Genomic DNA, 25,649 nt, shown 5'->3' with positions numbered 1-25,649 from the left:
AGACCATATAGGAGGGGACTTTGTGAAAACATCAGCGTTAAGTGAGTTTGATCTTTACCTCTTTCACCAGGGGACAAATTATCATGCACAGGAGATGCTGGGTGCGCATTTCCTCGAGCGGAACGGAAAACGCGGCGTGCGCTTTACGGTGTGGGCGCCGAACGCGAAAGCCGTCAGTGTTGTCGGCGTGTTCAATGATTGGAATGCCCTTTTGAACCCGATGAACCGTATTGCCGACGGCGAGATCTGGGAGACCTTTGTCGAGGGACTCGGCGAGGGCGAGATCTATAAATACGCCATCGAGCCGCAGTGGGGCGGACCGCGCATCATGAAGGCGGATCCCTACGGGTTCTATGCGGAGAAAAAACCGCAGACGGCGTCGCGCACGTACGACATGACGAAATACGAATGGCAGGACGGCGCGTGGCAGGAGCAAAAGGCGCGCGAAACGTCGTACGAGCGTCCGATGCTCACCTACGAAGTCCATGCCGGTTCATGGCGGCGCACGCTCGAGGGCGAATACCTCTCCTATCGTGAGATGGCGGATCAATTGATCGGCTATGTCAAGGATATGAACTACACACACATCGAATTCATGCCGCTCTGCGAGCATCCATACGACGGCTCGTGGGGCTATCAGGCGACGGGCTATTTCGCCGTGACGAGCCGCTACGGCACGCCTGACGATTTCCGCTATCTCGTCGACACTGCGCATCAAAACGGCATCGCCATCATCATGGACTGGGTGCCGGGGCATTTTTGCAAGGACGAGCAGGGGCTTCGCCGGTTTGACGGTAAGAACCTCTACGAATCCGACAACGAGACGCGCGCGGAGAACCGCGAGTGGGGTACGACGAATTTTGACTACGGGCGGACGGAGGTGCAGAGCTTCCTCATCTCGAACGCACTCTTTTGGCTCGAGGAGTTCCACATCGACGGACTGCGCATCGACGCGGTCGCGAACATGCTGTACCTCAACTATGGGCGCAGGGACGGCGAGTGGCAGCCGAACAAATACGGCGACACGGGCAACCTCGAGGCGATGGATTTCCTCAAAAAGCTCAACGAGACGATCTTCAAGTATCATCCGCATGCGCTGATGATCGCCGAGGAGTCGACCTCGTGGCCGCTCATCTCGAAGCCCGTCTACATGGGCGGCATGGGCTTCAACTACAAGTGGAACATGGGCTGGATGAACGATATGCTCGACTATGTGAGCCTCGATCCCATCTACCGCAAGTGGAACCAGGACAAGATCACATTCTCCCTCATGTATGCGTTCTCCGAGAATTTCGTCCTTCCGCTCTCGCACGACGAGGTCGTGCACGGCAAACGCTCGCTTATTGAAAAGATGCCGGGCGACTACTGGCAGAAGTTCGCAGGACTGCGCGGGTTTTTTGGCTACTGGATCGCGCATCCGGGGAAAAAGCTGCTCTTTATGGGCGGTGAGTTCGGTCATTTCATTGAGTGGAACTTTGACGACAGCATGGACTGGCATCTGGTGGAGCAGTACCCGATGCATACGAAGATGCTTGCGTATTCCAAGGCGCTCAATAAGTTTTACGTCGAAAATACATGCTTTTGGCAGGTGGATTTCGACTGGAGCGGGTTCCAGTGGATCGACTGCAATGACAATGAGAACAGCATCATCGCGCTCATGCGCCGCGCGGACGATCCGAGCGACTTCCTAGTCTGTGTGCATAACTTCACACCCGAGGTGCATCAGGGCTACCGCATCGGCGTGCCGACGAAGGGCACATACGTCGAGGTGTTCAACTCGGACGAGGAGGCGTACGGCGGCAGCGGCGTCGTCAATGCGGGGGATCTTGTGAGCGAGGACTATGCGTATCACGGGCGCGAGCAGTCCATCGTCATCACCGTCCCGCCGCTCGCATCTACATTCTACCGGCTGAAACGGCAGAGCGGGGCGGGTACGCCCGTCAGCAAGCTGCCCGAGATCGCCGATGCCGTTGCAAAAAAAAAAGTAACGTCCGCTCAGCCAAAAGCGGCGGCCGCCCGCAAGAAGAGTACCGCAGCGGACGAGGGGGCTAAGCCCGCCCCGAAGAAGAAGGGGGCGGTGAAGGCAAAGGCAGAGACCGCGGCAGAGGAAAAGCCCGCGCCGAAAAAACGCACGGCGGCGAAAAGATCCGCCGCAGCGGATACCGACTCCGTGCCTGCGCCGAAGAAACGTGAGAGCGCGAAGAAGAGCACTGCAGAAAGTGATGCCGACGCAAAGCCCGCGCCGAAGAAGCGCGCGGCGGCGAAAAAGCCCGCCGCAGAGAAAGTAGGCGCACAGGGCATGACCGCAGTCAAGAAAAAGACCGTCCGCAAGACGGCGCAGGGTGCGGAAGACGCGCCCCAAAAAGCAAGAAGCACGAAGGGATAGACAGATACATCCCCCGCGTGCGGGAATAGGAGAGAAAGAAGCCACGAAACAGATATAAACGGCGCGCGGAGCGGATGATTACGGCATCGCCCGCGCGGATCAAAGGAGGATATAGGGATGAAGGTTCTATATGTTGCATCGGAAGCAGTTCCATTCGCTAAGACGGGCGGACTCGCGGATGTGGCGGGGGCACTCCCGCCTGCGCTCGTCCGGGACGGCGTAGACTGCCGCGTCATTTTGCCGAAATACGGCACGATTGCCGAGGAGATCCGCAGCTCCATGGAACACGTCTACGACGGCGTACTGAACGTCGCGTGGCGCGATAAATTCGTCGGCATCGACAAGTATGTATTGGACGGCGTGACCTATTATTTCGTCGACAATGAGGAGTATTATAACCGAGAGGGATTCTACGGTTACCCCGACGACGCGGAGCGGTTCTCGTTCTTCTGCCGCGCCGTGCTGAACTTCCTCCCTGCGCTCGATTTTTGGCCGGACATCATCCATGCCAACGACTGGCACGCGGCGCTCGTCCCCGTCTTCCTGCGCCTTGAGCACATGGACGATCCGCGCTACACGGGCATCAAGACGCTCTTTACCATCCACAACCTCAAGTACCAGGGCATCTTCCCGAAGGACGTCATGGCCGACGTCCTCGGCCTTGACTGGCAGTATTACAACAACGGCGATTTTGAATTCTTTGATGCCGTGAACTTCATGAAGGCGGGCATCATCTACGCCGACTATGTCTCAACCGTCAGCAAGACCTATGCCGAGGAGATCCAGTACGAATACTACGGCGAACATCTGGACGGGCTGCTGCGCAGCCGCCGTGCGGATCTGTCCGGCATCGTCAACGGCATCGACTACGGCGTCTACAACCCGGAGACGGATGCGAGCCTCTACGTCAACTACGGCGTGAAAAATGCTGTCGAGGGCAAGAGCGACAACAAGGTGCGTCTCCAGCGCGACCTTGGTCTGCCGGAAAACCGCCGTACGCCGATGATCGCAATGGTCACACGGCTCGTGGAGAACAAGGGGCTCGACCTCGTCGTTCGCGTGCTCGACGAAATCCTCATGCATGAGAATGTGCAGTTCGTGCTGCTTGGCACAGGCGACCGCGGCTATGAGGACTGGTTCAAGGAGCTCGCGTGGCGGTTCCCGAACAAGGCATCCATCAACATCCGATTCTCGAACGAGCTCGCACAGCGCATCTACGCCGCGTCCGACATCTTCCTCATGCCGTCCATGTTCGAGCCGTGCGGGCTCGGGCAGATCATCGCCATGCGCTACGGCTCGATCCCCGTTGTGCGCGAGACGGGCGGGCTGAAGGACACTGTCGTGCAGTTCGACCGCGCGGACGTCGACAAGGGGAACGGCTTCCTCTTCTACGAATACAACGCGCATGAGATGATGTACGCCTTGAAGCGTGCTCTCGCCGCCTATGCCAACCTGCGCGAGTGGCGTCAGCTCATCTATACCGCGATGCACAGCGACTTTAGCTGGACGCGCGCGGCAAAGGAATATGAGAAACTTTACGATCGCGTCATGATCGGAGAATAAGGGGACTCCGGTGCAGGTGCCGACTGCGTGCAGCGCATGGGGATACTTGTTGCGACGCGAAATTCAGGAAACCGCCGATGAATACACTCGAATGATAATATTCGATTCGTCGGTGGTTTCTGTGCGTTTATTTTCAGGGAAAGGAGAGGCGCTATGCTCGAACAATATCAAGTGGAACACAACTCACAGGACATCTATTACCGTTCCATCGTCGGGGCGGCGGAGGCGGGCGCGCGGCTGCGGCTCGGCATCCGCATCCGCACCTATGAACCGATCAGGCAGGTGCTCGTGCGCCTGTGGCAGGATCGGACGGGGGAGCGTCTTGTTCCGCTTGAGACGAAGGACACGGAGGGGGAGCAGTATTTTTATACCTGTTGGGTAAATCTGCCGGATCACGGCTGTCTCCTATGGTACTATTTCATCATCACGGCGGAAAGCGGCACCTATTTCTACGGCAACAACGAAGAGATGCTCGGCGGCGTCGGCACGCTCAGCCGCACCGCGCCCGCTTCGTATCAGGTGACGATCTACAACAAGGGCGCGCACACGCCCGATTGGTTCAAGAACGCCGTCATGTATCAGATCTTCCCGGATCGGTTCGCGCGCGCGGGGGACGAGATCGTCCGCAAGAAAGGCGCGGTCATTCGGACGGACTGGACGGACGATCCCATGTATCTCAAAGACCCGGATACGAAGGAGATCATCGCCTACGACTTTTTCGGCGGAAACCTCAAGGGGATCGTCGGCAAGCTCGACTACCTCGCCGATCTTGGCATCTCGTGCATCTACTTTAACCCCGTCTTTGAGTCCGAGAGCAACCATCATTACGATACGGGGGACTATCATAAGATCGACCCCATGCTCGGCGACATCGAGGATTTTCGCACGCTCGTAAAGGAAGCGCGTGCGCGCGGCATTCGCATCATCCTCGACGGCGTGTTCAGTCACACGGGCAGCAACAGCATCTACTTCAACCGGCGCGCGCAGTACGGCTCGCTCGGGGCGTACCAGTCCGAGGAGTCGCCGTATTACTCGTGGTATCACTTTAGAAATTACCCGAACGAATACGACTGCTGGTGGAACTTTGACACGCTGCCGAACGTCAATGAGACCGATCCCGCTTACATGGACTTCATCATTACGAGCGAGAACAGCGTCCTGCATCATTGGATGAACGAGGGAATCGCGGGCTGGCGTCTTGATGTCATCGACGAGCTGCCGCCGGCGTTCTCCAAGACATTTTTTTCAGAGCTGAAAAAGCACGACCCCGACGCCGTTATGATCGGCGAGGTGTGGGAGGACGCTTCGAACAAGGTCGCGTACGGAACGCCGCGCGAATACCTCTCGGGCAATGAGATGGATTCGGCGATGAACTATCCGCTGCGCACGATCCTCTTCGACTTTCTCACCGGGAGTGCGGACGGCACGCTGACGGCACGGCGGCTCGCGAGTCAGATCGAGAACTATCCGAAGGAAAATCTCTATGCGATGATGAACCTCATCGGCAGTCACGACGTACAGCGTGCCGTCACCGTGCTCGCGGGCGTGCCGTACTATGAGGGGATGCCCGCGATCGAGCAGTCGCGCGTGCGCATGACGCCCGAGCAGTTTGACCTCGGATCGCGCCGGCTCCTCATGGCAACGCTGTGGCAGATGACCTATCCCGGCGTGCCGAGCGTTTACTACGGCGACGAGATCGGGATGCAGGGCTTCAAAGACCCGTTCAACCGCCGCCCCTACGACTGGGCACACGGCAATAAGGAGATCCGCGGCTGGGTGGAGCGGTTCATCGAGATGCGCAACAAGAACGATGCCCTGCGCACGGGCGACATCCTGCCGCTTTACGGGGCGGGCGACGCCCTCGCCTACGCGCGCACGATCCGCTCCGGCTACGACGTGTTCAACCGGGAGAAGGAGGACGGCGTATTTATCGCCGCGTTCAACCGCAATACCGAGGAGAGCATTACGATCGAGCTGGACGTCAGTGACTTTGCCTGCGGCACGTTCGAGGACTGCTTCAAGCCCTCGCGCACCTACGAGGTCGAGCGCGGCCGCCTGCGGATCAAGATCCCGCCACTTTACGGGCTCCTCCTGCGCGAACGCAAAGAACCGCGCCGCTACGAGCGCAAGGCGGGCGTGCTCCTCCATCCGACGTCGCTGCCGTCGAAATACGGCGTGGGAGATTTTGGCAGAGAGGCGTATCGTTTCGTCGATTTCCTCGCCGCGGCCGGGCAAAAGGTCTGGCAGATTCTCCCGCTCAGTCCCGTCGGATACGGATACTCGCCCTATCAGTCGATCTCCGCGTTTGCGGGCAATATCATGATGATCGATCCGGAACAGCTCGTGGAGGCGGGTTGGCTGAAGGAACAGGACCTCTTCCTGCCCTACCAGGCGAATACGGCGTTCGTCGACTGCGACCGCGTCAAGCAGTTTAAGAAAAAACTGCTCGAGAAGGCGTTCGCGGCGTTTCGGGAGGAGAGCGAGGGCAATGAGGACTATCGGCTCTTCTGCTCGATGGAGGCTTACTGGCTGAACGACTACGCGCTCTTTCACGCGGCGAAAAAGGAATACGACCGCGCCCCGTGGACGGAGTGGCCGGAGAAGATTCGCCGCCGCGATCCCGCCGCGCTCAAAGAACTCGCTGAAAAACAGGGGGATGAGATCGAGCTCGACCGGTTCAAGCAGTACATCTTCCACACGCAGTGGAACCGCCTGCACGACTACGCAAAGAAAAAGGGAATCGAGATTCTCGGCGACATGCCCATCTTCATCGCGCGGGACAGCGCGGACGTATGGGCGCACGCACATCTCTTTGACCTGAACGAGGACGGCACGCCGCACACCGTTGCGGGCGTACCGCCCGACTACTTTGCCGCGAACGGGCAGCTCTGGGGCAATCCCCAGTATGACTGGGACGCCATGGCGAAGGAGCAGTACGCATGGTGGAAGGATCGCTTCCGTAAACTCAGTCAGCAGGTCGACATCATCCGCATCGACCATTTCCGCGGATTTGAATCCTATTGGTCGATCGACGGCAAGGCGGAGACCGCAATCAACGGGCGCTGGATCAAGGGACCCGGCAAGGTGTTCTTTGACGAGATCGAAAAAGAACTCGGCACGCTCGACATCGTCGCCGAGGATCTCGGCATCATCACGAGCGAGGTAGATCGACTGCGCGAGGACTGCGGATTCCCGGGCATGAAGGTTATCCAGTTCATGCTCGCGCCGAACGAGGCGGGGCGCGTTGGCTTCGCCGTGCCGGAGAACACGATCATCTACACCGGCACGCACGACAACAACACAACCGTCGGCTGGTACATGCACGACATCGACGAGGTGATGCGCGAGACCCTCGCGAACATGGTCGGCACAACATCCGACCGCCCGCAGACCATCTGCAAGCGCCTCATCAAGACGGCGTACGCATCACACGCGCGCATGGCGATTATCCCGATGCAGGATCTCCTTGCCCTCGACGAGCGCGCGCGTATGAATACCCCCGGCACCGTCGGCATCAACTGGCGCTGGAGTCTCAAAAAAGACTACCTCCTCCAACTCGACCCGCAAAAACTCAGGGCGCTCTGCATCCAATATCACCGGTAGCATATCGGCCGCATATATGGAGTCGCCGTACCCGTATTGCAGGGCGGCTCCGTTATGCGGCGGCATATTGTCGCGGATTATTATTTGCATCGGTAACCCATGCATTGTGGTCATGAGAGGATTTTAAGGCATCATGTCGAAATATCCCGCATATGGAATTTTATGATGAAGGAGGGAGTTTATCATGAAACGGCTTGCGGCAATTCTTGCTTTTACTTTTACATTTGGTCTCATGTCCTTCTGTGCAGCTTCAATTTCTCTTGATGATTGTGTGTTGGGCGGAATTACAATAAGAAGCAATGCAGAGTATGTGAAAAGCGTTTATGGTGAGCCGACACGGATAACTCGATCGCTCATGCATGATTTACCGATGTATGAGTATGGTGATTCATTTTATATTGTCTTTAGCGATGATATGAACTTTGTTCAGGTGATGGGGACAACCGCGAATAACGGCATTGCGACGCCTAAGGGCATCTCCGTAGGCATGAAACGCATGGATGTGCTGGGAGCCTACGGTACACCGACGAAGACGGGGTATGATAATAAGCGGCGCGTTACTTCATGTTTTTACGATGCGGGATACAGTTATTTTGGCATCGTATTCAAAATCAATCCGGAAACGGATCAGGTAACGGATATCTTCGTTGGGATGCTTGATTGATTTGGAAAAACGATAAATGCACATAGAAAAAGCCTTTTGTTCACGGCACTGCCGATGGCAAAAGGCTTTCTTATTCTATATATCCCAGTGCAGCGTCTCCGGATTCGGCGTTGCGCGGTCGATTTCGCGCAGAATCCATGCGGCATTTTCGTGCGCGGCTGCAAAGGCGTCCGCGAGGGGCTGTTCGCAGGCGGGCGGAATCTCCATCGCGTGAATCGCCATGTGCATATAGTCCTTGGCGACGAGGGGGACGCCGCGCTCGGCGGCGAGGTGCGCCTTGAATCGATAGCCGTAGTAGAGATAGCTGTTGTGCGGCACGTCGGCGTCCAGCCCGTCAAAGGCGGCGATGCGCTCGTCCGCTTCCTGCTCGGCTTCCGCGGTCATCTGCATCTTGTGCATGAGGTTCCACCGATCCGCCCACAGCTCGCCGCGCAGGATGTACTTGTAGAGAAAATCGGTGGATTCGGCGCACTCGATCGCCAGATTGATATGTTCGAGCGCCGCGTCGCGCAGCTCCGGGTTCTCGGACTCTGCGGCGGAAAGGGCTTGGAGCGCGTAGACCTTCTCCTCGACATCCTGCGCGAGATCTTCGTTGACCTCCGCGTCGGCAGTACTTTGGAGGAGCGCGATGCCGTCGGCACGGTGCTCGGGCATCTGTAAAAGGAAGTGGGCGAGCCGCGCGCGCGAATGCCAATCGTCCACGCCGCCCGCAAAGAGATCGTGGGGCGGCGCGGACGCACCGAGACGATCGAGAACGACGTGGACGAGGCGGTGAAATGTTTCTTGATTCATAGTTTTATTACCTGTTTCATATGATCCAGCAAGGGCAGATCATGTGTGATGACAATGAGCGTGCGCCCTTCGGCGCTGAGCTCCGTGAGGATGGCGCGGATGAGCCGTGCGCCGAGTTCCGCGTTTAGTCCCGCCGTCGGTTCGTCGAGCAGGAGCACCGGGGCGTCCGAAGTTAGTGCGAGCGCGGTGAGGAGACGACTGCGCTGTCCGCCCGAGAGCCGCGCCGCGTCCTCGCCGAGCGGTTCGTCCAATCCTGCGGGCAGAGCACGCACGACATCGGCGAGCTGCGCCGTCTCAAGTGCGCGGAGGATGCGCTCCTCACTAATTCCCTCGTGCAGGCGCGTGAAATTATCGCGGATCGACGTGCTGAAGAGATAGCTGCCTTGGAGAGCCCCCCCGAAGAGGGCGCGCGTCTCTGCAAGCGAAAGCGCGTGTGCCGGAACGCCGCGATAGCGGATTATCCCGCCGTCGCACTCCCATAGGCGGAGCAGGAGACTTGCGAGCGTCGTTTTGCCCGCGCCGCTCTCTCCAATGATCGCGGTATGTTCGCCGCTGTTGACGGCAAAGGAGAGACCCTGCAGAACGGGAAGCGCGGGATCATAGCCGAAGGAAAGAGATTGTACTTCGATGAGCGGGGCATCCGAGCGCGCGGCGGGGGAAGACGGGGCGGCGGAGTCCGAGCGGGGGGCGGAGGCTTTCGTATGGTTTGGGACATCGCCTTTCGACAAAATCGTCTCTGCCGCGCGCCGTGCCTCGGGCATGCCAAGCGCTGCGGCGGGCAGGGGACGATACTCGGCGAGTACCGCTTCGAGTACGAGCACCCATACGGCGAACGTCACACCGCTGAGAGATCCCCCGGCGACATGCGGGATCAGCAGGACGATGAGCGCGATCCAAAGTCCCGTGCGCAGTACGTCGAGCGCACAGAAGAGACGGTCGCGCGACATGCCGCGTCGCTGCGTGCGATTTTGGAATGCGGATGCCGTGCGGGCGAGGTGTTCCTCCGCGTGCGGGAGCGCGCCCGCCGCGATCAGCTCGTCCCGTCCTGCCGTGAGATCGAGCAGGACGCCGCGGTAGGCGGCGCTCTCTTCGCGCATACTGCGCTCGCGCAGAATGACCTGCGGGAGGATGAGATGGAGCAGATAGACGGCGGCAAGACCCGCCGCGCCGAGCGTCGTGAGCGGCAGGAGCGCGGCGCAGGTCAGCGCCGTCAGAATCCCCGCGATGACGGGCTGCGGCACAGTGCGCAGGTAGAAATCGCGCAGTGTCTCACATCCCGTGAGCAGGTCGTGCAGGAACGCGCCCTCGCGCACGGTCCCCGTACGCAGGGGAATGCTCTCCGCGGCACGCGCGTAGGTCTCCCGCTGGAGTTTTTCATAGCAGTCAAAGGCGAGGACGTGAGAGAACCAGCGGTCGAGGTAGCGGAACAACGCGCGCCCGATGCCGCAGGCGCGCACGAGCGTAATGGCAAGCGCGAGTGCGGAGAGGGGCGGGCGGAGCGCGGCGCTCGCGATGATCCACGCGGCAGTGCCGATGAGCCCAACGGCTGAGAGGACGGCAAGCGTTCCCGCGAGGAGGGCGGGCAGGGCTTTCGCCGGCTCAGCAAAGGAAAGCAGACGGCCCAGGACAAAAACGCTCTGCATCATGTCTCACCTCCCAGTGTAATCGTATGATCCGCCCACGCCATGACTGCAGGGCGATGGGAGGATACAATGAGCGTGCGCCGATGTGCGAACTCCGTCAGCGTCCGGAGAACGTGCTCCTCCGTCTCTGCGTCAAGCCCTGCCGTCGGTTCGTCAAGGAGTACGATGGGGCGAGCGGCACAGAGCGCACGAGCGATGCCGAGGCGGTGCCGCTGACCCGCTGAGAGCGGATGCCCGCCCGCGCCGAGCAGGGTATCGAGCCCCTGCGGCAGGGCGCGTAGAAAATCGCCGAGTGCGGCGCCCTCGAGTGCGGCGGCGGCGTCCTCCGGACTGCGGTTATCCTGCCATAGCGTGACGTTTTCCGCGAGCGTCGCGGAAAAAATGTGTGGCTCCTGCGGCACATAGCTGATGAGGGCACACTTCGTTTTCTCCGAGAGCGTTGCCAAATCAAAGGCATGATCTGCACCTGCACCGTCCGAAATCTGCACACTGCCCTCTGTCGGCGCGGCAAGCCCCGCGAGCAGCGTGAGCAGCGTCGTTTTCCCCGTGCCGCTTGCCCCCGCGAGCGCCGTCCGCTTGCCCGCAGGGAAGGTGAGAGAGAGACGCGTCAGTACGGATTCCTCCGTTAGCGGATAGCGATAGGTGAGGTTTGCCGCAGCGAGTGCGGGCGGCGAGAGAACGCGGCTTTGCGCGCCGTCCGGGGGCACGGTGCGGCTGAGATAGGGGCGCAGCGCTTCTTCGGCGGTCTTTGCCTCCATCGCCGCGTGGAACGCGATGCCGCCCTCGCGCAGCGGCTGATAGAAGAGCGGCGCGAGGATGAGGACGAAGAACGCCGTCCAAAAATCCATCATGCCCTCGACGAGCCGCAGACCGATCGATACGGCGATGAGCGCGATGGAGAGCGTCGTGATCAGCTCCAGCGCGAAGGAGGAGATGAACGCAAGGCGCAGGACGCGCAGAGACGCATCGGAAAAGGAGCGGCTCATCCGCGCGAGATGCGCGCCCTCCGCATCTGTGCGGTGAAAGATCTTCAGCGTCATCGCCGCACGGATCAACTCGCCAAATCCCGATGTGAGCCGTGACATCTCGTCCCACTGCCGCTCGCTCGCGCGCCGCGTTGCCCGTCCGATGAGGTAGAGCAGGAACGGTGCGATGGGCAGGGTCGCGAGGAAGAGCAGGGCGGAGAGCGGATCGAGGATTGCCGATATGATGAGAATCAGCGGCACGAGCACGGCGAACGAGACTGCCGTCGGCAGCACCGTGCGAAAATATTGATCGAGCGCATCGACCCGCTCAAGTGCGAGTGTGAGGAGCCCCGATACATCGTGCCGCTCCGAGAGCAGCGCCGTGTGGAGGCTCTTGCGGCAGGATAGGCGCGCCGCATCGGAGAGCCGCCGCTCCAGTCGCGCCTTTGGGATACGCAGGAGCGCCATGACGAGGAGGCACAAAAACAGCACCGTGAGTTCCGGTGCTGTTTTCGCGCTGCCGCGCCCCTCTATGAACACGAGGTTCACGACGGACGCGGTTTTCCATGCGGCGGCGACGACGAGCAGAGAACTTGCCAGCTCGGCGCCGATGCGCGCATAGAGAATATGTTTTTGTGCCTTTAACGTATCAAATAGAATGCGCTTGTTCATATCCGTTCGGGATCAATAGTCCGTATGTGCCGCGCTCTCAGGCGTGATGCGCTTGCGGAAGATGTAATATGTCCAAATCTGATAGATGAGGACGATCGGCACAAGGATCACCGCCGCGACCGTCATGATCGAGAGCGTGTACTCCGTGGACGACGCGTTGCGGATCGTCAGACTCCAGCCCGGATTGAGGCTCGAAACCATGAGACGCGGGAAGAGCCCCGCGAAGAACCCGACCGTCGTGCCGACGATGGCGAGACCGCCGAGGATGAACGCCGGCTTTTGTGCGCGCATATACATCGCGCCGAGTCCCGCGACAAAGAGCACCGCCGAGACGAAGAGCGCCGCGCCCGCGACCGTGCTGTCATAGAGATCCGTCTCCGTATAGGTGAGGATCATGCAGAGCACATAGAAGACCGCCGCTGCCGCGCCGAATTTCAGCGCGAGCGTGCGCGCCCGATCGAGCAGGTAGGTGTTCGTCAGGCGGAGCGAGAGGAACGCCGCGCCGTGGAACGCGAACACGCAGAGGAAGGTCACGCCGCCGACGACGGTATAGGGGGTGAGGAGGTCAAAGAACCCGCCTTGATAGACCATATTCGCGCCGATGGGGAGTCCCGCGATGAGGTTCGTGACGGCGACGCCCCACAGGAACGCGGGGATCACGCTGCCGAACGTCAGGGCGCACGACCAGCGGCGCTTCCACGCATCATCGTCGCGGTGATGGCGGAACTCGAACGCCACGCCCCGCAGGATGAGCGCGACGAGCATGAGGAAGAGCGCGATGTAAAACGTGCTGAACATCGTCGCATAGACATGTGGGAACGCCGCGAACATCGCGCCGCCCGCCGTGATCATCCACACCTCATTGCCGTCCCAAACGGGACCGATGGTCTGAATGATCTGCGTGCGATCCTTTTCATCCTTTGAAAGGAAGGGGATCAGCGTGCCGACGCCGTAGTCAAAGCCCTCGAGAAAGAAGAACCCCGTAAAGAGCACGGCGATGAGGACAAACCAAAGAATATTGTAATCCATTATTGTGCGCCTCCTTCCGGTGCCGCCGTGATCTGCGTGCGGCGGATGAAGCGGAACGCGATATAAAGAGCCGTAATGATGAGAAGGAGATAGAGTACGGTAAAGCCGAGCATCGTGAACCAAATCTCAGGAGAGGTGAGGTTCGGCGACACACCGTCCACTGTCTTTTGCAGTCCGACAACAAGCCACGGCTGACGGCCCATCTCCGCGACAATCCATCCTGCGGAGTTCGCGATAAAGGGGATCACGACGAGCCACGGCAACGCAAAGAGGAGTTTCTGCATCGACTCAAGTTTGTTCTTCTTTGCGAAGTAGTATACGAGGAAGGAGACGAGCACCATGAAGAACCCGGCGCCGACCATCGCGCGGAACGCGTAGAAGAGGATTGTAACGTGCGGGCGGTAGTCGCCTGCACCGTACTTCTCGACCGCCTCCTTTTGCAGGTCGTTGATGCCGCGCACCTCGCCCGAGGGCTTATCGTGTACCATGAACGAGAACATGTAGGGAATCGTGATCTCAAAATCGTTCTTGCCCTGTTCCATATTGGGGTAGGCGAGAACAGCAAAGGGTGCGGGATCTTCCGTGTCCCACAGCGCCTCCATCGCGGCAAGCTTCATCGGGCTTGCCTGCGCCAGATACTGCGTGTGGAAATGACCGCTCGCGATGACGCCGACGACGCCGACCATCGTGTAGATCGCGCCCGCCTTGATCGCCTGCGTAAAGGCATAGCGGGATGCGCTGTCATTGAGGAGCTTCCACGCGGAGACTGCCATGACGACAAAGCCCGCTGTCGTGATGCCCGCGAAGAGCGTATGTGACTGCTCGCCGAGGATGTAATGGTTCGTTATGAGCTCGCCAAAGCTCGCCATCTCCGCGCGACCGTTGGCAAGCGTGTAGCCGACGGGATGCTGCATGAACGAGTTTGCGACGAGAATCCAGAACGCGGAGAGGTTGCTGCCGATGGCGACCAGCCAAATGCAGGCGCAGTGCGCCTTCTCCGAGAGCTTGTCCCAGCCGAACATCCAAATGCCGAGGAACGTGGACTCGAGGAAGAACGCCGTCAGCGCCTCAAGCGCGAGCGGCGCGCCGAAAATATCGCCCATGAAGCGCGCGTACTCCGACCAGTTCATGCCGAACTGGAACTCCTGCACGAGTCCGGTGACGACGCCCATGGCGAAGTTGATGAGAAAGAGCGTGCCGAAGAACTTCAGCAGCTTGCGGCAGGTTTTCTTCCACTCCGGATTCTTCGTCCGCACATAGCACGTCTCAAGCAGGGCGACGAAAATCGCCATGCCGAGCGTGAGCGGAACGAAGAGAAAGTGGTAGATCGTCGTGATGGCGAATTGCCATCGCGACAGCAGCACTTCTTCCATTTCCAAAACCCTCCTAAAAAGATAAAATAAAATGACCTGTAATATAATACCCCGGGCTTTCGTCTATATATTTAAGACGAAAGCCCTGAATTGGATGAATTATATCATAGGTCAAAATGAAATACAAGTTAAGTTGATATATTTTACTATATAAGAATAATTTTTTATTATAGCCGCTATCTTAGGGCATTTACCGCGAGCAAAACAAGCATTATAACGAGCGAACCAACGACGAAAACGAAAGGAAGCGCGACGCCTCCGAAGAAGGCGGGGGCACCTGCCGCAAGCACGGTGAAGAAGAGGAGGAAGAGGAATGCCAGCCCGCTGTTTTGTTTGGCACGGGAACGAGCGGCATCTCCGGCATCGAGCAGCGCCGCGAGTCCCGGCAGCCCCTGTACATCGAGCATGATGTCGGGGGTATAGTTCTCCGTGCGGCCCTGGCTGCGCAGCGCCTGAGCCTCGAAGTATGCCGCATCCTCAGCCGGCATCAGAGGCTCGACGGGCTGCGCCGCGGGGGCGTGGGCATCAAGAGAACTGCGCAGAAGTTCTTCGTGCAGCGGATCTTTTTCTTCTGTTTCCGCATGCGGGCGAATGAACGAGGAGGGGCAGCCGATGCTGATGTCGGCGGCGCGCAGTGCGGGCTGATCCGCCTCCGGGTCTCCGACCATCGCGACGACTGCGCCGCGCGATTGGAGCAGTCGGATCTCGCGCGCCTTATCCGCGGCGGTGAGGTCACCGCGCACCTCCGCGATGTGGAGCTCCTTGCCCGTAGCGTTCGCAAGGCGCTTTGTCTCGCCCGTCAGCAGCATGAGAGTAAGGCCGCGGCGCCGCAGTTCGCCGAGCGTGCGCCTGACATCGGCGCGTACATCGTCGCGTACGGCGATGATGCCGCGCGCGTATTTGCTTGAGCTGACGAAGAGCGGCGTCTGTCCGCTGGTCGCGAGCTGATCGGCACGGGTGAGGAGTGCGGCGCTGATCTCTACATCCTCATCCTGTAAAAATTCCTTCTTGCCGACACGTACGGGCGTACGTGCAATCAGTGCCTCCACGCCGAAGCTCTCGGTTTCGCGTGCGGCGGAGTGCCGCTGCAGGTGCAGACCGCGCTGCACAGCCGTATCGTAGATTGCATGTGCATACGGGTGCGACGCTTCACGCTCGGCGCTTGCGGCGAGGGAGAGCAGAGAGCCTTGCGTCATGCCCTCGGGGACGAGTCCTGAGATAAACACACTGCCCTCCGTCAGCGTGCCGCTGCGGTTGAACGCAACGGTATCGACACGCATCAGCTCCGTGAGAGCGGCGGTTCTGCCGCACGTCACGGCGGATGCCTTGAGGCAGCGCTTGATGCGCAGCGCGATGAGCCGGCGTGATAGGATGAAGGGAAGCGGCGACGAGGCGAGGAACACGCCCACGAATACCTCGGACGCCGTTTCGAGCGCCATATCGCCCGCGACATACCAATAGCCGGCGACCACCGACGCGAGGATGACACTCCCGATGAAGTGGAAAAAACTCGAGAAATATTTTTTCAAGGACACTCGGCTCCTTTTTGAACGACAATTTTTCGAGAAAATTATACCATAGGCGAGGGAAAGAGACAAATTTATCTCACACGCCGGTGATATGGTAAATCATACAACCGGAAGCTTTCGTACTATGTCGCTTTTGCATCAGGAAACAGATTATTCATTTGAAATCAATTCGGTTCAATGTTAGAATACAGAAGAGTAGAAAAATTTTGTAGGAGGAAGCGGCATGAACACGCATCATGAAGAGGCAAATCGGGAGAAGGTGCTCCGCCTTATGGCGGAGAAATATCCGACCAAGGAGATTGTCTACGAAAAGATCGTCTATCTCCGCTCGCAGCTCATGCTTCCGAAAGGAACGGAGCATTTCATGAGCGACCTGCACGGCGCGTACGATTCGTTCTTTCACATCCTCAACAACTGTTCCGGCGTCATCAAGGAAAAGGTGGACTACTGCTTCGGCGAGCGCATGACGGAGGAGGATAAGGCGGAGTTCTGCACGCTCATCTACTATCCGCGCGAAAAAGTTGAGCAGCTTGCGGCAGAGGGGAAGAATACCGCGATTTGGTACCAGCAGAACCTCGCGAACCTCCTCGAGCTGACGAAGCTCATGAGCTGGAAATTCCCTGCGTCAAAGGTATACAGCTACATTCCGAAACGCTATGAGTCCGTTATCGTCGAGCTGATGAACACGCGTCCCGAGCAGGATGAGGCGCAGCTCTTTTACTATAAGCAGCTCATCGAGACCATCGTTGAGATCGGTGGAGGTACGGATTATATCGAGGCGTTCAGTGTCCTCATCAAGCGGCTTGCCGTCGAGCGCATCCACATCGTCGGTGACTTCTTTGACCGCGGTGACCGCCCTGACGGCATTTTGGATCTCCTCATGGAGCACCCCTCCGTCGATATTCAGTGGGGCAACCACGACGTCCTATGGATGGGCGCGGCGCTCGGCAGCGAGGTCTGCATCGCGGGCGTGATCCGCAACTCTCTCCGCTACCGCAATACCGACGTCCTCGAACGCGGCTACGGCATCAGCCTGCGTCCGCTCTCTACATTTGCCTCGCGCATCTATCCGGACGAAAACCCGATCAAGGCGGCGGAGCGTGCCATAACGATGATGATGTTCAAGCTCGAAGGTGCGCTCATCCGCCGCAATCCGGATTTCCGCATGGAGGATCGTCTGCTCCTTGATAAGATTGACTTCCGCTCGTCCTATGTCACGCTTGTAAACGGGCGGCGCGTTGAGCTCGAGAGCGCATATTTCCCGACCATTGACGACGGTACGGACTGCTACGAGCTGACCGAGGAGGAACGGCACATCATCGAGGATCTGCGCTCGTACTTTCTCGAGAGCAAAGTGCTTCAGCGCCATGTGGACTATCTCTATCAGCGCGGCAGCATGTATACGCGCTATAACGGCAACCTGCTCTTCCACGCCTGTGTCCTCCTCGACGAAGAGGGCGAGTTTCGCACCGTCACATATAAAGGAAAAGAATATCGCGGGCGCGCATGGATGGATTTCTGCGAGGAAAAGGCGCGCGAGGCGTGGAACGCGCACACGCAGGAAGGGCTTGACTTCATGTATTTCCTGTGGTGCGGACTGCTCGCGCCGACGTCGGGGCGCTCGTTCACGACCTTTGAACGCTCGTTCATCGCCGACGAGAGCACATGGGAAGAGCCGTCCGATCCGTATTTCCGCCTGATCAAGGACGAGCGCATCTGCGAGAAAATATTGGAGGAATTTGACCTCGACCCGAAGCGCGGGCACATCATCAATGGGCATGTCCCTGTCAAGGTGAAAAAAGGGGAGAGCCCCCTGCGCGCGGGCGGTCGCGCGCTCGTCATCGACGGTGGATTCGCCGCTGCCTTCCGCGCCAAGACGGGCATCTCCGGCTATACGCTGATCTACAACTCACGCGGGCTGCGCCTCCTGCAGCATCAGCAGATCGCGAGCGTCAGAGACGCGCTCAAGGAGAACCAAGACATCGAGTCCGTCTCGCAGACCGTCGAACTCCAATCGCGGCAGACCATCGTGCGGGACACTGACCGCGGCGCCGTGATCGCCGCCGAGATCGCCGACCTGCATGAATTGCTGCGTGCGTATCAGAGCGGGCATATCAAGCCGGAGTGAAAGAGAAGATTACGTCTGATAAGAAAAAGAGACTACTGCACGAACCTTTCTCGTGCAGTAGTCTCTTTCTGATTGTGTTACAGGCTGCCGGCTTTGATGACGTCTTCTAAATGGGCTTTATTGCTCTCGACAGCGGCCGCAAAATCATGATAGCTGCGATAGGCGCGCATCAGATTAATGGGGGCGATGAGCAGCGCTGTGAACCAGTGAAAAAGAGCCAGATTCCCGGCGGCGGAAAACGACGTGGGGACATATGGGTCGGGGGCGCCTCTCATCATGTAGAGTGAAATGGGGAACGACAGTATCCAAAGAGCAAGCAGCAGGAGCTCGGTCAAGTCTGAGAAGCTGCCAATGCCGCGTACATAGGGAAGTACAAAGAGTACGACCAAGACAATCCCTACAATGAAGCGGCGGCGCAGCGATCTCATATGTTTTTCCTGCAAAGCAATGAAGTTGGAGAAACATGCCGGGCAGAGGATGAATGACTGGAGATCAATGGCACAAATGCGGCATAGGTGCTTATGACACTCCTCACAGAATGCAACGGAAGGTGCACCGGCATGGTTAAAACATTCCATGAAAGTCTCCCAAAACGATGCGATTATTTTCCTGTAAAAGAAAAAGTGAGTCCCTGCATGAGTGAGGGGACGCTGCCGCCCTCGACTTCGATCTGCCCGGGCATCGAGCCGGTTGTGTTAAAGAGCAGAGTGCAGTGTCCGTTCTCGCGGATGGTATCATTGGCGTTCTCGCCGACCCGTGTGACCTTGTATTTTTGCTTCCCGACAGTGAGCGTGTCGCCGACGGTAATGTCCTCCTTCAGCTCGCCCGGGGTATGCTCGACCACCATCTCGGCGAGGTTGGGATGCGTGCCGTCGTCGAGCAGGATCACGCTGCTGTTCGTTTCAAGGAATTTACGCGCCAGCTTGCCGATGGCGGTAGATGTGATTTCGTATTTTACGCTCATTCGTATGACCTCCCTGAATGATGACCCGAAATTCATATGAATCTCATTGTACCACAACGGGTTCTCCTTGTAAATTCTTTCACTGCGCCTTTATTGACAAGTGAAAGGGAACTTAGTACACTTGACTTCAATAGAAGGAATCATAAATTATCCGGGGGATTTCAAGGAAAAATTTTATAGGGGGGATTTGATATGCAGGACGTTCGTATTGACAGCCCGCTGCGCGGGCGGCTCATTCCTCTTTCGGAGGTATCGGATCCGGCATTTGCGAGCGGTGCGATGGGGCGCGGCGCTGCGATTGCCGATCCCGAGGGGCGCGTCGTTTCGCCGGTGGACGGCGAGGTGACGGTGCTCTTCGATACGAAGCACGCCATCGGGATTCATTCTTCAGACGGGATGGATCTCTTGATCCACGTCGGCGTGGATACCGTGAAGCTTGCGGGAGAGCATTTTACGGCGCATGTCGCACAGGGCGATACGGTAAAGCGCGGACAGCTCCTGCTCGAGTTCGATCCTGCGGGCATCAAGGCGGCGGGCTACGAGACAACGACGCCCGTCCTCGTGACGAATGCGGCGGACTATGGGAAGATCACGCTCACGCTGGACGGAGCGGAGATTTCCTCGGGCGGCGATGACGCTGCGGAAGAGCCGGCAGGCTCTGCGGAACGGGCATCCGTCATGGCAGCAGCGGAGACCAACATCGACCCTAATCTGCCGAAGGAGGAGCGCGTCGCAAAGCTCATTTGGAAATACGTCGGCGGTGTGGGCAATGTGCGCTCTGCGGAGCACTGTGCAACGCGTCTGCGTCTCATTGTGAACGATAAATCGATCATCGACGAGAAGGCGATTGAGAACATCGACGGGGTGAAGGGGCAGTTCTTTGCCGCCGCACAGTATCAGATCATCCTCGGCACGGGCTTTGTGGATAAGGTATACGAGGCGTTCGTCGCGGGGACGAATCTCGCGGGTGCATCCAATAGCAAGCAGGAGGCGTACGATCAGATGACGCCGCTGCAAAAGATTTCGCGCACGCTCGGCGATGTCTTTGTTCCGGTCATTCCGGTGCTTGTTGCGACAGGCCTTTTCATGGGACTGCGCGGGATGGTGCAGAGTCTCGGCATCGAGATGAACGAGAATCTCCTGCGTATGAGCCAGATCCTCACGGATACGGCGTTTGCATTCCTCCCCGCGCTCGTCTGCTGGTCGACGATGAATCGATTCGGCGGGACGCCGGTCATCGGCATCGTGCTCGGGCTGATGCTCGTTGCACCGCAGCTCCCGAACGCCTACGCAATTGCATCGGGCGACGCCGTACCGCTCAGCATGGAGCTCTTCGGCATTCCGATCCCCGTGGTCGGCTACCAAGGCTCGGTGCTCCCCGCACTTGTGCTCGGCATCTTTGCGGCACGTCTGCAAAAGTGGTTCAAGACCTTTGTGCCGGACATCATCGATCTCATCGTCACGCCGTTCCTGACGCTGCTCGTCTCGATGCTGCTCGGTCTGCTCGTGATCGGTCCCATCATGCACACGCTCGAGATCGGGATCTTCGGCGCGGTGCGCGCGTTCCTTGAACTGCCGTACGGCATCGGCGGCTTTATCGTCGGCGGTGTGCATCAAGTGATCGTCGTCTTTGGCGTGCATCATGTGTTCAACGCGCTCGAGGTACAGCTCCTCGCGACGACGGGCGTGGATCCGTTCAACGCCATCATCACGGGCGCGATCGTGGCGCAGGGCGGCGCGGCGGTCGCGGTGGCTGCGCGCACGCACGACGCGAAAAAGCGTGCGCTTTACATCTCCTCGGCGGTGCCGGCGTTCCTCGGTATCACGGAGCCTGCGATCTTCGGCATCAATCTGCGGTTCATGAAGCCGTTCCTCTACGGACTCGCGGGCGGCGCGTGCGCCGGCGCTGTGGCGGGATTCCTGCATCTGGCGGGGACGGGCATGGGCATCACGGTGCTGCCCGGCACGCTGCTCTATCTGGATCATCTCGCCGAATACATCCTCGTCAACGCGGTCGGCTTTGTCGTCGCCTTCGGTCTGACCTTCACATTCTTCCGTCCCGAGGAGTGAGCGCAGTGGAGCATTTTGACAAAGTGGAGATCGATGCGCGGATCGCGGCGGGATTTCCGCCGGTGCATCATCTGCACAATCGGCTGCACATCGAGATGCCGTTCGGTCTCATCAACGACCCGAACGGGCTCGTGTATCATGACGGTGCGTACCATATCTTCTATCAGTGGAATCCCTTTGGCTGCGCACATAAAAATAAGTCGTGGGCGCATACGTCTACACGCGATTTCTGCACCTACACGATGCCGACGCTTGCGCTCTGGCCGAGCGACGCGCACGATAAGGACGGCTGTTATTCCGGCTGCGGCACGGTGGAGGACGGGCGGCTGCGCGTCCTCTATACCTGCAACGCAAAGGACGAGACGGGCGTCCGCAGCTCTGCACAGCGGTTCGGTACGCTCGTGCGGGGCGCGATTCGAAAGGAAGAGATCATCATCAAAGGGCCGCCCGCAGGATTTACGGCGCATTTTCGCGATCCCTATCTCTTTGACCGGGAGGGAACGCGGCATCTCGTCATTGGCGCGCAGACAACGGATGAGCGCGGCTGTGTGCTCATCTACCGGGAGCAGCCCTATGGATGGGAGTGCCTCGGCGAGCTCAAGACGCAGCTGAAGGACTTCGGTTATATGTGGGAATGTCCGAACCTGCTCTCATTCGGCGACTATGATGTGCTCGTGTTCTGCCCGCAGGGCGTACCCGCGCGCGATTATGACCGGCAAAATATCTATCAGGCGGGCTACATCGCGGGGCACGCGTCGATCGATGCGATGGAGATGCTGATGCACGGGCGGTTCAAGGAGCTTGATCACGGATTTGATTTCTACGCGCCGCAGGTCATGACGCATGAGGGGCGGCACATCCTCATCGGCTGGATGGGAATGCCCGACCGCGAGGCGGACTACCCTTCGCGCGAGGAAGGCTGGATGCACAGTCTCACGCTGCCGCGTGTCCTGACGCTGCGGCAGGGGCATATCTTCTCCGAACCTGTGCGCGAGCTCAAGGCGCTGCGCCACCGCGAGACGGAGCGCGCGCTGGAGGCGGCGGGGGAGAGCGAGTTCAGCACAACGCTCTACGATCTGACGGAAATCCTTTTGGATCTGACGCTCGGCGATGCGTACAGCGTCTCGGTGGAGCTGCTCTTTGGTCTTGAAAAACTCGTGCTGCGGTACGATCGTCTCGCTCAGGTCATGCGCATCGACCGCACGGGCATGAAGCGCGGCGGGCGCGGCGAGCGGAAATTCAAGCTCTATGCCGAGCAGACGCTCTCCCTGCGGATGTACGTCGATCGCGGCGCGGTGGAGGTGTTCTTCCAGCACGGTGAGGAGGCGGCGACGATCGCGCTCTTCCCTGAGAAGAACATCCGCCCAACGATGCGGATCTTCTCCGACGTCGATATGGAGCAGATTTCGGGCGTCCTGTGGGAACTCGAGCCGCTGCATTTCGAGGGAGAAAGAAACGGGTAGGCGTCTGACGCCGGGAAACACCTCAAAAACAATTTGAAATCAAAAGGGGCTGTAACGAAATGCCCACAACAAAACAGGTATCACATTCAGATACCTGTTTTGTTGCGTTTAGTATTTGGTAAATACACTACATATTGTGTTTCTTACGTCATATAGAAAAAGGAGCTGCAACGAAATTGTGTAAAAACACTATTTCGTTACAGCCCCCCCTTTCTATATACGGAATCCACTCATCCTTGATTGAACTTCGGTTTGCGTCCTTCGAGGAAGGCTGTGACTGCTTCGCGATGGTCGGCGGATGCGCCCGCCTTGGCGAGATTTTCCGCCTCGAGGCGGCTGTAGTTCATGTATTCACGGTAGAAGATTTCATAGTAGAGCTGCTTCTGCATGGCGATCGCGCCGAGAGGGCGGCGCAGGAGTTTTTCTGTGAAAGTCTGCGTCTCTTCGAGGAGCGACCCTTCAGCCGCGAGACGCGTGGCGAGTCCGAGGTAGAGCGCTTCCTCGCCGTAGACGGGGGCGCTGAATGCCATGAGTTCCGCGGTCTTTGCGAGTCCGACGATCTGATGGAGGTGGTAGATGCAGCCCGTGTCGCCCGGGAGCGCGACGTTCGAGAATGCAGTGAGGAGGTAACTCGACTCGCTCATGATGCGGAAGTCCGCGCCGAGAGCAATGCCGCAGCCGCCGCCCGCCGCCGCGCCGTTGATCATGGCGATGACCGGCTTCGAGCACTTCTTGAGTGCGAGCGAGGCTTCGCCGGTGAGCATGGAGAGCTCGTAACTGATGAACTCGAACGTCGCCATTTCGTTGATGTCGCCGCCGGCAGAGAAGTTCTTGCCCGCGCCCGTGACGATGATGATTTTGACCGCGCTGTCTGCGTCGCAGCACTCGACGGTCGCAATGAAGTCGCGGAACATCTGCGTGTTGAGGGCGTTGTTTGCCTTTTGGCGGTCAATGGTGATCGTTGCGACGCCGTCCTCGACGGCGAGCTTGATATGTTCGTACATGAGAGCCTCCTTTTTGGCACAGCCTTGTTCAAAAATCTATGAACATTATAAAATATTTTAGGGCATTTGGTCAATGACGGCATGGAATGCGATATTTTGGCGGTTAATCCATAATTTAATTGAAAAAAAATGCGTCAACTGCTACAATGAGGTATCCTATCAATAGATTTTCGTTGTGTTGACACAGTTTTTGGAGCAGTCCGCCACTCGGGTGCATCCTGCTTATGGACGAGGAGGAAAGGGTTTTGAACAAAGGGAAAAAATTTGCGAAGCGTCTTGCACGGGCACTCGCACTGACTGCGGCGATCGGACTTTTTACGGGGACGGTCTCGGCGGAGACGGTAAAGGTGAGTCTCTCCGACAGCGTCCAGATGGCGCTTGAGAATAATCGCACGATTAAAGAATCCCTGACGGATGTGGACAGCGCACACTGGGCGCTCTCGAAGGCGAATCGGTCGATGGGACCGACGCTCACCTGGGAGTCGACGGCGAACCGTATCGGCGGCGAGGCGTATGAGCAGGTGCGATTGACCGGCATTAAATATGATTATAACTACGGCAATACGGGTACGGTCTCGATGCCCGTCTATAATGCGACACTGAATGCACAGCGGAAAGCGGCACGTTACGGACTGAACTCTGCAGATCTTACACTCGAGCAGACGAAACAGTCGATTCGCCTGACGGCGACGACGGATTATTTCAACATCCTGCAGGCGCGCAATCTCGTGAAGGTGCGTGAGGACGCTGTGGCGACAATGACGACGCATCTCTCGGACGTCAACGCGCAGCTGCGCGTCGGCACGGTCGCGCGCGCCGATGTGCTTGCCTCCGAGGTCGATCTTGCAAATGCAAAGCAGGCGCTCACGACGGCACAGAACAACTATCAGGTGGCGGTTGCGACCCTCAACAATGTCATCGGTCTGCCGACGGATACGGAACTGCAAATTGATGATGAGCTGCGCTATACGAAATACGATCTCGCACTTGAAGACTGCACGGACTACGGACTTCTCTACCGTGCGGATGCAGCGGCAGCACATTATGCGGTAAAACAGGCAGAGGCGAGCGTACGTGCGGCAGAGGCGGGCTATCATCCGACGGTCAGTGCAGCGGCAACACGCTCAATTGCGGGCGAGAATGCCTTTAAGGACGATCATACGAGCAGTAATCAGTGGGCTGCGGGGCTGAGTCTGTCGTGGAATCTCTTCGACAACGGCGTGACCGCAGCGCAGGTACGTTCTGCAAAGGCGTCGCTGCGCAAGGCGGAAGAGGCGCGTGCCGCGACAGAGGAGCAGGTTCGTCTCGATATACGTACGGCATATTTGAATCTGCGTGCAGCGGAGCAGAACATCGCGACGACGGAGACAGCAGTTGCGCAGGCAGAGGAAAATTATAAAATTGCACGTGTACGCTATAATGCAGGCGTAGGGACGAATCTTGAGGTCATGCGTGCATCGGACGATTTGACGACGGCGCGCATGAACTACTATACGGCGCTCTATTCCTACAATACGGGAAAGGCGACCCTCGATAGTGCGATGGGCGTTCCCGTCGATCTTGATGCCATGCAGTACCGCGCGGCGGAGGAAGAAGGCAAGCGTGCCAAAGGAGCACGTGAGGCGGCGCGGCTGCATGATGACGCGCTCTTTGAGACCCCGAAGGGGGATACCGTACGTGAGACGCCCGGCGTTCCTACATCTGCGTCAGCAGCGCAGGCAGTACAGCATGTAAATGCAGCGCACGACGCCTATGATAAGAGTATGAGCAAATAATAGGAGCGAATGATGCTCCCCGCAGA

Annotated in this window: 17 protein-coding genes; 8 read left to right on the top strand and 9 right to left on the bottom strand. The window is 58.5% G+C overall.

Annotation, left to right across the window (positions count from 1 at the left end):
* The first annotated feature begins 22 nt into the window (after positions 1–22).
* The 4 genes from glgB to HMPREF1147_RS01225 all read left to right on the top strand — a co-directional run bounded on the left by glgB (position 23) and on the right by HMPREF1147_RS01225 (position 8,216).
* Positions 23–2,386: a 1,4-alpha-glucan branching protein GlgB gene (gene glgB, locus HMPREF1147_RS01240; protein ID WP_009657323.1), complete on the top strand. Its 2,364-nt coding sequence runs from the start codon at positions 23–25 to the stop codon at positions 2,384–2,386.
* A 117-nt stretch (positions 2,387–2,503) separates the two neighbouring features.
* A complete protein-coding gene (glgA, locus tag HMPREF1147_RS01235; protein WP_009657278.1) occupies positions 2,504–3,949 on the top strand; it encodes a glycogen synthase GlgA in 1,446 nt (481 codons plus the stop codon).
* Between the two features lie 153 nt (positions 3,950–4,102).
* Complete coding sequence (malQ, locus tag HMPREF1147_RS01230; RefSeq protein WP_009657370.1) at positions 4,103–7,552, top strand: 4-alpha-glucanotransferase; 3,450 nt, start codon at positions 4,103–4,105, stop codon at positions 7,550–7,552.
* 184 nt (positions 7,553–7,736) lie between these two features.
* Positions 7,737–8,216, top strand: a complete 480-nt coding sequence (locus tag HMPREF1147_RS01225; RefSeq protein WP_009657368.1) for a hypothetical protein — start codon at positions 7,737–7,739, stop codon at positions 8,214–8,216.
* 75 nt (positions 8,217–8,291) lie between these two features.
* Here the strand turns inward: HMPREF1147_RS01225 and HMPREF1147_RS01220 are convergent, their stop codons facing one another.
* From HMPREF1147_RS01220 to HMPREF1147_RS01195, 6 genes are all read right to left on the bottom strand, one after another.
* Positions 8,292–9,008, bottom strand: coding sequence for a hypothetical protein (locus HMPREF1147_RS01220; RefSeq protein ID WP_009657336.1), 717 nt, complete (start codon positions 9,006–9,008; stop codon positions 8,292–8,294).
* Positions 9,005–10,654 carry a thiol reductant ABC exporter subunit CydC gene (cydC, locus tag HMPREF1147_RS01215; RefSeq protein WP_009657389.1) on the bottom strand — a complete coding sequence of 550 codons (1,650 nt, stop codon included), beginning with the start codon at positions 10,652–10,654 and terminating at the stop codon, positions 9,005–9,007. Before cydC ends, HMPREF1147_RS01220 begins: the two co-directional genes overlap by 4 nt.
* Positions 10,651–12,288 carry a thiol reductant ABC exporter subunit CydD gene (gene cydD / locus HMPREF1147_RS01210; RefSeq protein ID WP_009657413.1) on the bottom strand — a complete coding sequence of 546 codons (1,638 nt, stop codon included), beginning with the start codon at positions 12,286–12,288 and terminating at the stop codon, positions 10,651–10,653. The genes cydC and cydD overlap by 4 nt, the downstream gene beginning before the upstream one ends.
* Before the next feature lie 12 nt (positions 12,289–12,300).
* The gene (gene cydB / locus HMPREF1147_RS01205) at positions 12,301–13,317 is read right to left on the bottom strand and encodes a cytochrome d ubiquinol oxidase subunit II (RefSeq protein ID WP_009657250.1); all 1,017 of its coding nucleotides are present in this window, start codon (positions 13,315–13,317) and stop codon (positions 12,301–12,303) included.
* On the bottom strand, positions 13,317–14,690 hold the full coding sequence (locus HMPREF1147_RS01200) for a cytochrome ubiquinol oxidase subunit I (protein WP_009657420.1): 1,374 nt from the start codon (positions 14,688–14,690) through the stop codon (positions 13,317–13,319). Before HMPREF1147_RS01200 ends, cydB begins: the two co-directional genes overlap by 1 nt.
* A gap of 176 nt (positions 14,691–14,866) precedes the next feature.
* Complete coding sequence (locus tag HMPREF1147_RS01195) at positions 14,867–16,219, bottom strand: HAD-IC family P-type ATPase (protein ID WP_009657396.1); 1,353 nt, start codon at positions 16,217–16,219, stop codon at positions 14,867–14,869.
* A 223-nt stretch (positions 16,220–16,442) separates the two neighbouring features.
* On the opposite strand from HMPREF1147_RS01195, the gene HMPREF1147_RS01190 reads away from it, so the two are divergent.
* Positions 16,443–18,347, top strand: coding sequence for a fructose-bisphosphatase class III (locus HMPREF1147_RS01190; RefSeq protein WP_009657337.1), 1,905 nt, complete (start codon positions 16,443–16,445; stop codon positions 18,345–18,347).
* Between the two features lie 77 nt (positions 18,348–18,424).
* On the opposite strand, the gene HMPREF1147_RS01185 is transcribed toward HMPREF1147_RS01190, so the two are convergent.
* Positions 18,425–18,775 (bottom strand): hypothetical protein, encoded by a 351-nt coding sequence (locus HMPREF1147_RS01185; RefSeq protein WP_232208028.1) that lies wholly within the window; start codon positions 18,773–18,775, stop codon positions 18,425–18,427.
* 173 nt (positions 18,776–18,948) lie between these two features.
* The gene (locus HMPREF1147_RS01180) at positions 18,949–19,311 is read right to left on the bottom strand and encodes a PTS glucitol/sorbitol transporter subunit IIA (protein ID WP_009657307.1); all 363 of its coding nucleotides are present in this window, start codon (positions 19,309–19,311) and stop codon (positions 18,949–18,951) included.
* Between the two features lie 192 nt (positions 19,312–19,503).
* Here HMPREF1147_RS01180 and HMPREF1147_RS01175 point away from each other — a divergent pair, with 192 nt between their 5' ends.
* Positions 19,504–21,381, top strand: coding sequence for a glucose PTS transporter subunit IIA (locus HMPREF1147_RS01175; RefSeq protein WP_009657379.1), 1,878 nt, complete (start codon positions 19,504–19,506; stop codon positions 21,379–21,381).
* A 5-nt stretch (positions 21,382–21,386) separates the two neighbouring features.
* Positions 21,387–22,844: a sucrose-6-phosphate hydrolase gene (locus tag HMPREF1147_RS01170; protein WP_009657253.1), complete on the top strand. Its 1,458-nt coding sequence runs from the start codon at positions 21,387–21,389 to the stop codon at positions 22,842–22,844.
* Between the two features lie 230 nt (positions 22,845–23,074).
* Here the strand turns inward: HMPREF1147_RS01170 and HMPREF1147_RS01165 are convergent, their stop codons facing one another.
* Positions 23,075–23,848, bottom strand: a complete 774-nt coding sequence (locus HMPREF1147_RS01165; RefSeq protein WP_009657289.1) for an enoyl-CoA hydratase/isomerase family protein — start codon at positions 23,846–23,848, stop codon at positions 23,075–23,077.
* 224 nt (positions 23,849–24,072) lie between these two features.
* Between HMPREF1147_RS01165 and HMPREF1147_RS01160 the strand changes: the two genes are divergently transcribed.
* On the top strand, positions 24,073–25,623 hold the full coding sequence (locus HMPREF1147_RS01160; protein WP_198002965.1) for a TolC family protein: 1,551 nt from the start codon (positions 24,073–24,075) through the stop codon (positions 25,621–25,623).
* Positions 25,624–25,649 lie beyond the last annotated feature (26 nt).

Source organism: Selenomonas sp. FOBRC9 (assembly GCF_000287655.1).
GTDB classification, from domain to species: Bacteria; Bacillota; Negativicutes; order Selenomonadales; family Selenomonadaceae; genus Centipeda; species Centipeda artemidis.
The sequence above is the reverse complement of the archived record's forward strand: the minus strand, read 5'-3'. Positions and strand labels throughout refer to the sequence as shown.

What these genes read in the sequence shown, in the direction of transcription:
- glgA (WP_009657278.1), top strand. Translation starts at nt 2,504, where the DNA reads ATGAAGGTTCTATATGTTGCATCGGAAGCAGTTCCATTCGCTAAGACG.
- malQ (WP_009657370.1), top strand. Translation starts at nt 4,103, where the DNA reads ATGCTCGAACAATATCAAGTGGAACACAACTCACAGGACATCTATTAC.
- HMPREF1147_RS01225 (WP_009657368.1), top strand. Translation starts at nt 7,737, where the DNA reads ATGAAACGGCTTGCGGCAATTCTTGCTTTTACTTTTACATTTGGTCTC.
- HMPREF1147_RS01220 (WP_009657336.1), bottom strand. Translation starts at nt 9,008, where the DNA reads ATGAATCAAGAAACATTTCACCGCCTCGTCCACGTCGTTCTCGATCGT.
- cydC (WP_009657389.1), bottom strand. Translation starts at nt 10,654, where the DNA reads ATGATGCAGAGCGTTTTTGTCCTGGGCCGTCTGCTTTCCTTTGCTGAG.
- cydD (WP_009657413.1), bottom strand. Translation starts at nt 12,288, where the DNA reads ATGAACAAGCGCATTCTATTTGATACGTTAAAGGCACAAAAACATATT.
- cydB (WP_009657250.1), bottom strand. Translation starts at nt 13,317, where the DNA reads ATGGATTACAATATTCTTTGGTTTGTCCTCATCGCCGTGCTCTTTACG.
- HMPREF1147_RS01200 (WP_009657420.1), bottom strand. Translation starts at nt 14,690, where the DNA reads ATGGAAGAAGTGCTGCTGTCGCGATGGCAATTCGCCATCACGACGATC.
- HMPREF1147_RS01190 (WP_009657337.1), top strand. Translation starts at nt 16,443, where the DNA reads ATGAACACGCATCATGAAGAGGCAAATCGGGAGAAGGTGCTCCGCCTT.
- HMPREF1147_RS01185 (WP_232208028.1), bottom strand. Translation starts at nt 18,775, where the DNA reads ATGAGATCGCTGCGCCGCCGCTTCATTGTAGGGATTGTCTTGGTCGTA.
- HMPREF1147_RS01180 (WP_009657307.1), bottom strand. Translation starts at nt 19,311, where the DNA reads ATGAGCGTAAAATACGAAATCACATCTACCGCCATCGGCAAGCTGGCG.
- HMPREF1147_RS01175 (WP_009657379.1), top strand. Translation starts at nt 19,504, where the DNA reads ATGCAGGACGTTCGTATTGACAGCCCGCTGCGCGGGCGGCTCATTCCT.
- HMPREF1147_RS01165 (WP_009657289.1), bottom strand. Translation starts at nt 23,848, where the DNA reads ATGTACGAACATATCAAGCTCGCCGTCGAGGACGGCGTCGCAACGATC.
- HMPREF1147_RS01160 (WP_198002965.1), top strand. Translation starts at nt 24,073, where the DNA reads ATGGACGAGGAGGAAAGGGTTTTGAACAAAGGGAAAAAATTTGCGAAG.